At 69.2% G+C, this 12443-nt stretch carries 8 protein-coding genes; all 8 read left to right on the top strand.

Annotated elements, in window-relative coordinates:
• Positions 1-1595, top strand: a 1595-nt coding sequence (dnaA, locus tag RIN80_RS23180; protein WP_309097577.1) for a chromosomal replication initiator protein DnaA, incomplete at its 5' end; no start/stop codon positions are given.
• An 880-nt stretch (positions 1596-2475) separates the two neighbouring features.
• A complete protein-coding gene (gene dnaN, locus RIN80_RS23185; protein WP_309097578.1) occupies positions 2476-3606 on the top strand; it encodes a DNA polymerase III subunit beta in 1131 nt (376 codons plus the stop codon).
• Between the two features lie 164 nt (positions 3607-3770).
• A complete protein-coding gene (gnd, locus tag RIN80_RS23190) occupies positions 3771-4646 on the top strand; it encodes a phosphogluconate dehydrogenase (NAD(+)-dependent, decarboxylating) (RefSeq protein WP_309097579.1) in 876 nt (291 codons plus the stop codon).
• 53 nt (positions 4647-4699) lie between these two features.
• Complete coding sequence (gene recF / locus RIN80_RS23195; RefSeq protein ID WP_309097580.1) at positions 4700-5821, top strand: DNA replication/repair protein RecF; 1122 nt, start codon at positions 4700-4702, stop codon at positions 5819-5821.
• Positions 5818-6348, top strand: a complete 531-nt coding sequence (locus tag RIN80_RS23200) for a DciA family protein (RefSeq protein WP_309097581.1) — start codon at positions 5818-5820, stop codon at positions 6346-6348. Before recF ends, RIN80_RS23200 begins: the two co-directional genes overlap by 4 nt.
• 379 nt (positions 6349-6727) lie before the next feature.
• The gene (gene gyrB / locus RIN80_RS23205; protein WP_309097582.1) at positions 6728-8800 is read left to right on the top strand and encodes a DNA topoisomerase (ATP-hydrolyzing) subunit B; all 2073 of its coding nucleotides are present in this window, start codon (positions 6728-6730) and stop codon (positions 8798-8800) included.
• 42 nt (positions 8801-8842) lie between these two features.
• Complete coding sequence (gene gyrA / locus RIN80_RS23210) at positions 8843-11437, top strand: DNA gyrase subunit A (RefSeq protein WP_309097583.1); 2595 nt, start codon at positions 8843-8845, stop codon at positions 11435-11437.
• An 18-nt stretch (positions 11438-11455) separates the two neighbouring features.
• On the top strand, positions 11456-12271 hold the full coding sequence (locus RIN80_RS23215; protein ID WP_309097584.1) for a DUF3566 domain-containing protein: 816 nt from the start codon (positions 11456-11458) through the stop codon (positions 12269-12271).
• Positions 12272-12443: the final 172 nt, after the last annotated feature.

The raw sequence follows: 12443 nt of genomic DNA on the forward strand, positions 1-12443 counted from the left end.
CCGACCCCCGCGAGGGCTATGACGGGCGCCAGGACCGTGACGGCGGTTACGAGGGGTACGGCCGGCACCGCGCCGAGCCGCTGCCGGGAACGTCCGGCGACCAGCGTCCGCCTACGCGCGCAGACCAGCTGCCGACGGCCCGCCCGGCCTACCCTTCGGAGTACCAGCGCCCCGAGCCCGGCTCCTGGCCGCGGCCGACGCAGGACGACTACGGCTGGCAGCAGCAGCGCCTCGGCTTCCCCGACCGTGACCCGTACGCGTCACCGTCACAGGACTCCTACGGCGGTCAGGACTCCTACGGCTCCCCCAAGGAACCCTACGGATCGCAGGACTACCGTCCGCAGTCCATGGAGCGCCCCTCCTACGAGCCGCCGCGCTCCGACTACGAGGCCTCCCGCCCCGACTACGACCAGCGCGACCCGGTCCGCCGCGAGCTGCCGGAGCCGCCGGCCGGCTCGGGGCACGTGCACCGGGGCGGCCCGGTCGGCCCGAACCTGCCGACGACCGGCGCGCCCGGCCCGCTGGCCGCGCAGCCCGCGCCGGCGACCGGCCCGGGCGAGCCCACGGCCCGCCTGAACCCGAAGTACCTCTTCGACACGTTCGTCATCGGCGCCTCCAACCGCTTCGCGCACGCGGCCGCGGTCGCCGTCGCGGAGGCGCCGGCCAAGGCGTACAACCCCTTGTTCATCTACGGGGAGTCCGGTCTCGGCAAGACCCACCTGCTGCACGCCATCGGGCACTACGCGCGCAGCCTGTACCCCGGCACGCGGGTGCGGTACGTGAGCTCGGAGGAGTTCACGAACGAGTTCATCAACTCCATCCGGGACGGCAAGGGCGACAGCTTCCGCAAGCGGTACCGGGAGATGGACATCCTGCTCGTCGACGACATCCAGTTCCTCGCGGACAAGGAGTCGACGCAGGAGGAGTTCTTCCACACCTTCAACACGCTCCACAACGCCAACAAGCAGATCGTGCTCTCCAGCGACCGGCCGCCCAAGCAGCTGGTGACGCTGGAGGACCGGCTGCGCAACCGCTTCGAGTGGGGACTGATCACCGACGTCCAGCCGCCCGAGCTGGAGACGCGGATCGCGATCCTGCGCAAGAAGGCGGTGCAGGAGCAGCTGAACGCGCCGCCGGAGGTGCTGGAGTTCATCGCGTCCCGGATCTCGCGGAACATCCGCGAGCTGGAGGGCGCGCTGATCCGGGTCACGGCGTTCGCCTCGCTCAACCGGCAGCCCGTGGACCTGGGGCTGACGGAGATCGTCCTCAAGGACCTCATCCCCGGCGGGGACGACTCGGCACCCGAGATCACCTCCACGGCGATCATGGGCGCCACGGCCGACTACTTCGGGCTGACCGTGGAGGACCTCTGCGGCACGTCCCGCGGCCGGGCGCTCGTCACCGCCCGGCAGATCGCCATGTACCTGTGCCGGGAGCTGACGGACCTGTCGCTGCCGAAGATCGGCGCGCTGTTCGGCGGCCGCGACCACACCACGGTGATGCACGCGGACCGCAAGATCCGCAATCTGATGGCCGAGCGCCGCTCCATCTACAACCAGGTCACGGAGCTCACCAACCGCATCAAGAACGGCTGAGCGCCGCTTCCCAGACCGCTGAGGGCGCCCCCGGAGCCTCCCGGGGGCGCCCTCGCGCGTGTTCGCGGGCGTCCGCACCGGCCCCCGTCCACATCCCGCTGTTCGAATAGTCGCGGGGTTACGGCCTCCCTCCACAGATTCGGGGACTTTCCGCCGTCCACATCCTGGGGACCGGGGAGTTGTCCAGATCGTGTCCACAGGCAACGCTGTTGAAAGACCATCAGACCAGCTCAGGTGCTTGTGGATTGGTGGACGAACGATCTCCACAGACTGTGGACGAAGCGGGGATCCACAGGCTGTGCACCGAGTTGTCCACGGGCCGCCCACAGGCTGGGGGTAGTTGTCCCCAGCGATCGGCGGCTTCTCCACATGGCTGTCCACTGTTCGGCAACCCGACGCGCCTCCTCACCGGGTCGAGTGAAAGGCGTCACACGAAGGTGCCGGGTTGGGCTGTGGGAAAGGTGGGTAAACCTGGGGACGGCACTGGGGAGAACTCGCCCTTCCCTGTGCACGGGGTGTGCAGAACTTTCCGTTCTCCACAGAGACCCCGGGTTGTCCACCGGCGTCACCCACAGGCCCCGTGGACAAAATTTCCGCTCTGAGCTGGGCAAACGTGGTTATCCACGGTATCCACAGGCCCTACTACTACTCCCGACTAGAGAGAGAGCGGAATCCGTTTCGAAGCGGGTCCTGTGCACAACTCGCTCTCCGGTGCCCGACCGCCCCTCGTCACGACTTGACCCCGAGAGGCACCTACTGTCAGTGGGGTGCGTCAGACTGGTCCCCGGTGTCCTCCCCCTCACAGGGACCGTCGGCACCGAGACAGACGACGAGGGCCAGGCAGAGCGAGAAGCGCCGGCAACAGCAGGAGGCGGCAACAGTGAAGATCCGGGTGGAACGCGACGTACTCGCGGAGGCAGTGGCCTGGGCGGCTCGCAGCCTCCCGGCCCGTCCGCCGGCGCCTGTCCTCGCCGGCCTGCTCCTCAAGGCCGAGGACGGCCAGCTGAGCCTGTCCGGCTTCGACTACGAGGTCTCCGCCCGGGTGGGCGTCGAGGCCGAGGTCGAGGAGGAGGGCACGGTCCTGGTCTCCGGCCGCCTGCTCGCGGACATCTGCCGCGCGCTCCCCAACCGCCCGGTGGAGATTTCCACAGACGGTGTACGGGCGACGGTGGTCTGCGGCTCCTCGCGGTTCACCCTCCACACCCTGCCGGTGGAGGAGTACCCGGCCCTGCCGCAGATGCCGAACGCTACGGGCACGGTCCCCGGCGAGGTCTTCGCCTCCGCGGCCGCCCAGGTCGCCATCGCCGCCGGCCGTGACGACACGCTGCCCGTCCTCACCGGCGTCCGCATCGAGATCGAGGGCGACACGGTCACGCTGGCCTCCACCGACCGCTACCGCTTCGCGGTCCGCGAGTTCCTGTGGAAGCCGGAGAACCCGGACGCCTCCGCGGTCGCCCTGGTCCCCGCCAAGACGCTCCTGGACACCGCCAAGGCCCTGACCAGTGGCGACCAGGTGACCCTGGCGCTGTCCGGCTCGGGCGCGGGCGAGGGCCTGATCGGCTTCGAGGGCGCCGGCCGCCGGACCACGACCCGCCTGCTGGAGGGCGACCTCCCGAAGTACCGCACGCTGTTCCCGACGGAGTTCAACAGCGTCGCCGTGATCGAGACCGCCCCCTTCGTGGAGGCCGTCAAGCGTGTGGCCCTGGTCGCCGAGCGGAACACCCCGGTGCGGCTCAGCTTCGAGCAGGGCGTGCTCATCCTGGAAGCCGGTTCCAGCGACGACGCACAGGCTGTGGAAAGGGTCGACGCCCAGCTGGAGGGCGACGACATCTCGATCGCCTTCAACCCGACGTTCCTGCTGGACGGCCTGAGCGCCATCGACTCCCCGGTCGCGCAGCTGTCGTTCACGACGTCCACCAAGCCCGCGCTGCTCAGCGGCAAGCCGGCGCTGGACGCCGAGGCGAACGAGGCCTACAAGTACCTGATCATGCCGGTGCGCCTCAGCGGCTGAGCCCCGTCGGCTGTCCACAGGCTGGGGGTAAAGCAGCAGGTGAGGGCGTGCGAGTGAGCGCGTATGCCCACAGATGTGCGCGAGCGTCCGGGATTAGGCTCGGACGCGGCACACACGTGCCGCAGCGCCACGTCGGACACCTGCGAACCTAAGGAAAACAACTGATGGAGCTCGGTCTCGTCGGCCTCGGCAAGATGGGCGGCAACATGCGCGAGCGGATCCGCCGCGCGGGCCACACCGTCTACGGATACGACCGCAACCCGGACCTCGCCGATGTCCACAGCCTGGAAGAGCTGGTGGGCAAGCTCAGCGGGCCGCGCGTGGTCTGGGTGATGGTCCCGGCGGGTGAGGCCACCCAGTCCACCATCGACCGGCTCGCCGAGCTGCTGGAGCCGGGCGACGTCGTCGTCGACGGCGGCAACTCCCGCTGGACGGACGACGAGAAGCACGCCGAGGAGCTGGCGGCCAAGGGCATCGGCTTCGTCGACTGCGGCGTCTCCGGCGGCGTCTGGGGCCTGGAGAACGGCTACGCGCTGATGTACGGCGGCGACGCCGAGAACGTCGCGAAGGTGCAGCCGGTCTTCGACGCCCTCAAGCCGGAGGGCGACTTCGGCTCGGTGCACGCCGGCAAGGTCGGCGCGGGCCACTTCGCGAAGATGGTCCACAACGGCATCGAGTACGCGATGATGCAGGCTTACGCCGAGGGCTGGGAGCTGCTGGAGAAGGTCGACTCCGTGACCGACGTCCGGGAGGTCTTCCGCTCCTGGCAGGAGGGCACGGTCATCCGCTCCTGGCTGCTCGACCTCGCGGTGAACGCGCTCGACGAGGACGAGCACCTCGACGGGCTGCGGGGTTATGCACAGGACTCCGGCGAGGGACGCTGGACTGTGGAAGCCGCGATAGACAACGCGGTGCCGCTGCCGGCGATCACCGCGTCGCTGTTCGCGCGGTTCGCCTCCCGGCAGGAGGACTCGCCCCAGATGAAGATGATCGCCGCCCTGCGGAACCAGTTCGGCGGCCACGCGGTCGAGAAGAAGTAGCCAGAAGAAGCAACCGAGCACAGAGAGCACCGAGGGAGGCCGGCGAGAACACCATGCACGTCACGCACCTGTCGCTGGCCGACTTCCGCTCCTATCCCCGGGTCGAGGTCCCGCTCGACCCGGGGGTGACGGCCTTCGTCGGGCCGAACGGGCAGGGCAAGACCAACCTCGTCGAGGCCGTCGGCTATCTCGCCACCCTCGGCAGCCACCGGGTCTCCTCCGACGCCCCGCTGGTCCGCATGGGCGCCGAGCGGGCGATCATCCGGGCCCAGGTCAGGCAGGGCGAGCGGCAGCAGCTCGTCGAGCTCGAGCTCAACCCGGGGCGTGCCAACCGCGCCCGTATCAACAGGTCCTCGCAGGTCAGACCGCGTGACGTGCTGGGGATCGTCCGGACGGTCCTGTTCGCGCCGGAGGATCTCGCGCTGGTCAAGGGCGACCCGGGGGAGCGGCGCCGCTTCCTCGACGAGCTGATCACCGCCCGCTCCCCACGCATGGCCGGGGTCCGCTCCGACTACGACCGGGTCCTCAAGCAGCGCAACACCCTGCTGAAGTCGGCCGCGCTGGCCCGGCGGCACGGCGGCCGTTCCATGGACATGTCCACCTTGGACGTCTGGGACCAGCACCTCGCGCGCGCGGGCGCCGAGTTGCTCGCCCAGCGTCTTGATCTGATCGCCACGCTCCAGCCGCTGGCCGACAAGGCGTACGAACAGCTCGCCCCCGGCGGCGGCCCGGTCGCCCTGGAGTACAAGCCGTCCGCGCCGGGTGAGGCGCACACACGCGAGGACCTCTTCGAGCAGCTGACGGCCGCGCTCGCCGAGGCCCGCAAGCAGGAGATCGAGCGGGGCGTCACGCTCGTCGGACCGCACCGGGACGACCTGCTGCTCAAGCTCGGCCAGCTGCCCGCCAAGGGCTACGCCTCCCACGGCGAGTCCTGGTCGTACGCGCTGGCGCTGCGCCTGGCCTCCTACGACCTGCTGCGGGCGGAGGGCAACGAGCCGGTGCTGGTGCTCGACGACGTCTTCGCCGAGCTCGACACCCGCCGGCGCGAGCGGCTCGCCGAGCTGGTCGCGCCCGGGGAGCAGGTCCTGGTGACCGCGGCGGTGGACGACGACGTTCCGCACGTGCTGTCCGGGGTGCGGTTCGCCGTGTCCGAGGGAACGGTGGAGCGGGTATGAGCACGCAGGAGCCGAAGAAGGACCCCGAGCCCTCCGGTGTCGACCTCGCGCGCGTGGCGTTGCGCGCCGCGAAGGAGGCCGCCCGCGCGCGGGGGGACGCGGCGCAGCAGAAGAAGCAGGCGCGCAGGGGCGGCGGGCTGCGCTCCGGCGCGCGCGCCGACGGCCGCGATCCCATGGCGCTCGGGCCCGCGATCAACCGGCTGATCACCGAGCGCGGCTGGGAGGCCCCGGCCGCGGTGGGCGGGGTGATGGGCCGCTGGCCGCAGATCGTCGGCGAGAAGCTCGCCGCCCACTGCACCCCGCAGCGGTACGACGAGGACGAACGCGTCCTGGTCGTGCAGTGCGAGTCGCCGGTCTGGGCGACCGAGGTGCGCCGCCTCGCGCCCGTGCTCGTCGCGCGGCTCAACGAGGACCTGGGGCACGGCACCGTACGGCACATCAAGGTCGTCGGTCCCAGCGCTCCCACGCGCCGCTACGGCCCTCTGCGCGCCCCCGGCAGCAGGGGACCTGGCGACACCTACAGGTGACTTACGTCACGTCTCCTCGCCCCGGATCGGCCCGCGCGGCCGTCCCGTCGCGGCACCGCACATGGTTGCGAATCGGGACCTGACTCCGAAGTAGCCAAGGGTTGACGGCCGGAAGCGCTGAGTGGCTCCGTGAGCCTCTTGGAGCCCCCATCCGTATATCGGGAGTCGGACAAGACCCATCGAGGGCGGCACATGCGGACTCAGGTACCGGCAAACCCCCATCAGTGTCAGTGCTACCGGTAGACTGGAAGCAATCCCGCCCCACTCGTGGGGACCGTCCGGGAAAAGCTGAGCAACGCTGATCAAGGCTTACCAACGCAACATGCCGCAGCCGCTCCGGCGACCCTCCCCCGGAGGGTGGACCCCCAGAGCCTGGCTCGTGCTGTGCCAGAAAGGGCGCTTCGTGGCCGATTCCGGCAACCCCAACGAGAACATCCCGTCCACCGAGGCCCCGGCCGGAGTCGCCGAGGCCTCCGTAACGGCGTCGTACGACGCCAGTGCCATCACCGTCCTCGAGGGTCTGGACGCGGTCCGCAAGCGACCCGGTATGTACATCGGTTCCACCGGTGAGCGCGGCCTGCACCACCTCGTGTACGAGGTCGTCGACAACTCCGTCGACGAGGCGCTGGCCGGGCACGCGGACACGATCGAGGTGACGATCCTCGCCGACGGCGGCGTCCGGGTCGTCGACAACGGCCGCGGCATCCCGGTGGGCATCGTGCCGTCCGAGGGCAAGCCGGCCGTCGAGGTCGTGCTGACCGTGCTGCACGCGGGCGGCAAGTTCGGCGGCGGCGGCTACGCGGTCTCCGGTGGTCTGCACGGCGTCGGCGTCTCGGTCGTGAACGCCCTGTCCAGCAAGGTCTCCGTCGAGGTGAAGACCGACGGCCACCGCTGGACGCAGGACTACAAGATGGGCGTCCCGACGGCCCCCCTCGCCAAGCACGAGGCCACGGACGAGACGGGCACCTCGGTCACCTTCTGGGCCGACGGCGACATCTTCGAGACCACCGAGTACTCCTTCGAGACGCTGTCGCGGCGTTTCCAGGAGATGGCGTTCCTCAACAAGGGCCTGACCATCAAGCTCACCGACGAGCGCGAGTCGGCGAAGGCAACCTCCGGCGCGGACGAGGCCGGCGCGGACGAGACCGCCGAGGTCAAGACGGTCACGTACCACTACGAGGGCGGCATCGTCGACTTCGTGAAGTACCTCAACTCCCGCAAGGGAGAGGCGGTGCACCCGTCGGTGATCGACCTGGAGGCCGAGGACAAGGACAAGTCCCTCTCCCTCGAAGTCGCCATGCAGTGGAACAGCGGCTACAGCGAGGGCGTGTACTCGTTCGCCAACATCATCCACACCCACGAGGGCGGCACCCACGAAGAGGGCTTCCGCGCGGCGCTGACGAACCTGATCAACAAGTACGCGCGCGACAAGAAGCTGCTCCGCGAGAAGGACGACAACCTCACGGGCGACGACATCCGCGAGGGTCTCACCGCGATCATCTCGGTGAAGCTGAGCGAGCCGCAGTTCGAGGGCCAGACCAAGACCAAGCTGGGCAACACGGAGGCGAAGACCTTCGTCCAGAAGGCCGTCTACGAGCACCTCAACGACTGGCTGGACCGCAACCCGAACGAGGCCGCGGACATCGTCCGCAAGGGCATCCAGGCCGCCACCGCGCGCGTGGCCGCCCGCAAGGCCCGGGACCTGACCCGCCGCAAGGGCCTGCTGGAGACCGCGTCCCTGCCGGGCAAGCTCTCGGACTGCCAGTCGAACGACCCCACCAAGTGCGAGATCTTCATCGTCGAGGGCGACTCCGCCGGCGGCTCGGCCAAGTCCGGCCGCAACCCGCAGTACCAGGCGATCCTCCCGATCCGCGGCAAGATCCTCAACGTCGAGAAGGCCCGGATCGACAAGATCCTCCAGAACCAGGAGATCCAGGCGCTGATCTCGGCCTTCGGCACGGGTGTGCACGAGGACTTCGACATCGAGAAGCTCCGCTATCACAAGATCATCCTGATGGCGGACGCCGACGTCGACGGACAGCACATCAGCACCCTGCTGCTGACCTTCCTGTTCCGCTTCATGCGGCCGCTGGTCGAGGCCGGGCACGTGTACCTGTCCCGTCCCCCGCTGTACAAGATCAAGTGGGGCCGGGACGACATCGAGTACGCCTACTCGGACCGCGAGCGCGACGCGCTGATCGAGATGGGCCGCCAGCGCGGCAAGCGCGTCCGCGAGGACTCGATCCAGCGCTTCAAGGGCCTCGGCGAGATGAACGCCGAGGAGCTGCGCGTGACCACGATGGACCAGGAGCACCGGGTCCTCGGCCAGGTCACCCTGGACGACGCCGCGCAGGCCGACGACCTGTTCTCGGTCCTGATGGGCGAGGACGTCGAGGCCCGCCGCCAGTTCATCCAGCGCAACGCCAAGGACGTCCGCTTCCTCGACATCTGAGTCGGTCTCAGCTGACCGCACCAGGAAGGATCCCCACCAGCAATGACCGACGAGAACACTCCCGTCACCCCTGAAGAGGGCGGCGAACTCGCGATGCGTGTCGAGCCCGTCGGGCTCGAGACCGAGATGCAGCGCTCGTACCTCGACTACGCGATGTCCGTCATCGTCTCGCGCGCGCTGCCCGACGTGCGCGACGGCCTCAAGCCCGTGCACCGCCGCGTCCTGTACGCCATGTACGACGGCGGCTACCGCCCCGAGCGCGGCTTCTACAAGTGCGCCCGCGTCGTCGGCGACGTCATGGGCAACTACCACCCGCACGGCGACTCCTCCATCTACGACGCGCTCGTGCGCCTCGCCCAGCCCTGGTCGATGCGCATGCCGCTCGTCGACTCCAACGGCAACTTCGGCTCCCCGGGCAACGACCCGGCCGCGGCCATGCGGTACACCGAGTGCAAGATGGCGCCGCTGTCGATGGAGATGGTCCGTGACATCGACGAGGAGACCGTCGACTTCACGGACAACTACGACGGCCGCTCCCAGGAGCCGACCGTCCTGCCGGCCCGCTTCCCGAACCTGCTGATCAACGGCTCGGCCGGTATCGCGGTCGGCATGGCGACCAACATCCCGCCGCACAACCTGCGCGAGGTCGCGGCCGGCGCCCAGTGGTACCTGGAGAACCCCGAGGTCTCGCACGAGGAGCTGCTGGACGCCCTCCTGGAGCGCATCAAGGGCCCCGACTTCCCGACCGGCGCGCTCGTCGTCGGCCGCAAGGGCATCGAGGAGGCGTACCGCACCGGCCGCGGCTCCATCACCATGCGCGCGGTGGTCGAGGTCGAGGAGATCCAGGGCCGCCAGTGCCTGGTCGTCACCGAGCTGCCGTACCAGGTGAACCCGGACAACCTGGCGCAGAAGATCGCCGACCTCGTCAAGGACGGCAAGATCGGCGGCATCGCGGACGTCCGTGACGAGACGTCCTCCCGCACGGGCCAGCGGCTCGTGATCGTGCTCAAGCGGGACGCGGTCGCCAAGGTCGTCCTGAACAACCTGTACAAGCACACGGACCTGCAGACGAACTTCGGCGCCAACATGCTGGCGCTGGTCGACGGCGTGCCGCGCACGCTCTCGCTCGACGCGTTCATCCGCCACTGGGTGACGCACCAGATCGAGGTCATCGTCCGCCGTACGCGCTTCCGGCTGCGCAAGGCCGAGGAACGGGCGCACATCCTGCGCGGTCTGCTGAAGGCCCTGGACGCCATCGACGAGGTCATCGCGCTGATCCGGCGCAGCGACACCGTCGACATCGCCCGCGGCGGCCTGATGGACCTGCTGGAGATCGACGAGATCCAGGCCAACGCCATCCTGGAGATGCAGCTGCGCCGGCTGGCCGCCCTGGAGCGCCAGAAGATCGTCCAGGAGCACGACGAGCTCCAGGCGAAGATCAACGAGTACAACGAGATCCTGGCCTCCCCGGTCCGCCAGCGGGGCATCGTCAGCGCGGAGCTGGCCGCGATCGTCGAGAAGTACGGCGACGACCGCAAGACCAAGCTCATCCCGTACGAGGGCGACATGTCCATCGAGGACCTGATCGCCGAGGAGGACATCGTCGTCACGGTCACCCGGGGCGGCTACATCAAGCGCACCAAGACCGACGACTACCGCGCCCAGAAGCGCGGGGGCAAGGGCGTGCGCGGCGCGAAGCTCAAGGAAGACGACATCGTCGACCACTTCTTCGTGTCCACCACGCACCACTGGCTGCTGTTCTTCACGAACAAGGGCCGGGTCTACCGCGTGAAGGGCTACGAGCTGCCGGACGCCGGCCGGGACGCGCGCGGCCAGCACGTGGCGAACCTGCTCGCCTTCCAGCCGGACGAGGCGATCGCCGAGATCCTGGCGATCCGCGACTACGAGGCCGTTCCGTACCTGGTGCTCGCCACCAAGGCCGGACTTGTGAAGAAGACGCCTCTGAAGGATTACGATTCGCCCCGTTCCGGCGGTGTGATCGCGATCAACCTCCGGTCGATGGAGGACGGTTCGGACGACGAACTGATCGGTGCCGAACTCGTCTCGGCCGATGACGATCTGCTTCTGATCAGCAAGAAGGCGCAGTCGATCAGGTTCACCGCATCGGACGACACCCTCCGCCCCATGGGCCGTGCCACCTCGGGCGTCAAGGGCATGAGCTTCCGCGAGGGCGACGAACTGCTCTCGATGAATGTTGTTCGACCCGGTACGTTCGTGTTCACTGCCACAGACGGCGGGTACGCGAAGCGGACCGCCGTCGACGAGTACCGCGTCCAGGGTCGCGGCGGCCTCGGCATCAAGGCCGCCAAGATCGTCGAGGACCGCGGTTCCCTCGTCGGCGCGCTGGTGGTCGAGGAGACCGACGAGATCCTCGCCATCACGCTGTCGGGCGGTGTGATTCGTACGCGAGTCAACGAGATCAGGGAAACCGGCCGTGACACCATGGGCGTCCAACTGATCAATCTGGGCAAGCGCGATGCCGTCGTGGGCATCGCTCGCAACGCCGAGGCGGGACGCGAGGCGGAGGAGGTCGACGGCGACGTGGTCGTCGACGACACCGCCGAGGGTCCCGAGACCACCGGCACGGACGAGGGTGAGGCGCCCTCGGCCGAGTAGCACGAGGAGTGAGTCAGCGTGAGCGGAGCCACGGGCGCCGGACCGACCGGTACCTCCGAGGGTACGGAGACGGACGGCGGCGGCCGTGGCTCCGCCGCGCGTGCGGCGGATCCGCACACGACCAACCTGAAGGCGATCAAGTCCCCGACCAAGGACGCGCCCTCGTCTGACACGCATGGATCACAGGGGGGAACTGTGACGGACACCCGAGGTCCGCAGACCCAGCAGAAGCCTGGAGCGGGCCCGGCCGCCACCGGCGCACCGGCGCAGCCGCAGCCGGCCGCCCAGGACCCGGGGGCCGCCGCGCAGCCGGCCTCCCCGCTGCCCGGGGAACGGCAGACGCAGCAGCCGGCCGGGCCGTACCACCCGCCGCAGGCCTATCCGGCCCAGCAGGGGGCTGCCGCCGGTGCCGACGCGGCAGCCGCGGTGCGGCGTCCGCGCACGGGGGCGCGCACCACGCCCCGCGTCCGCAAGGCGCGTCTGCGGGTGGCGAAGGCCGACCCGTGGTCGGTGATGAAGGTCAGCTTCCTGCTCTCCATCGCGCTGGGCATCTGCACGATCGTCGCGGCCGCCGTGCTGTGGATGGTCATGGACGCGATGGGCGTCTTCTCGACGGTCGGCGGCACCATCTCCGAGGCCACCGGCTCCAACGAGTCCAACGGCTTCGACCTGCAGGCCTTCCTGTCGCTGCCCAACGTCCTGCTGTTCACGTCGGTCATCGCGGTCATCGACGTCGTCCTCGCGACGGCCCTCGCGACGCTCGGCGCGTTCATCTACAACCTCTCCGCGGGCTTCGTGGGCGGTGTGGAGCTGACGCTCGCCGAGGACGAGTGACGCCCCCTGGTCGTCGTCCCGACAACCGATTTTGGGACTGCCCATGTCGTGCGCTAATCTTCAGGAGTCAGCGCGCGGGACACACACCGCAGAGCGCGGCGGGGCTATAGCTCAGTTGGTTAGAGCGCATCCCTGATAAGGATGAGGCCACAGGTTCAAATCCTGTTAGCCC

Source organism: Streptomyces sp. (genome assembly GCF_031181705.1).
Taxonomy (GTDB): Bacteria; Actinomycetota; Actinomycetes; order Streptomycetales; family Streptomycetaceae; genus Streptomyces.

Coding starts and splice junctions, on each gene's coding strand:
- gnd (WP_309097579.1), top strand. CDS start 3,771: ATGGAGCTCGGTCTCGTCGGCCTCGGCAAGATGGGCGGCAACATGCGC.
- recF (WP_309097580.1), top strand. CDS start 4,700: ATGCACGTCACGCACCTGTCGCTGGCCGACTTCCGCTCCTATCCCCGG.
- RIN80_RS23200 (WP_309097581.1), top strand. CDS start 5,818: ATGAGCACGCAGGAGCCGAAGAAGGACCCCGAGCCCTCCGGTGTCGAC.
- gyrA (WP_309097583.1), top strand. CDS start 8,843: ATGACCGACGAGAACACTCCCGTCACCCCTGAAGAGGGCGGCGAACTC.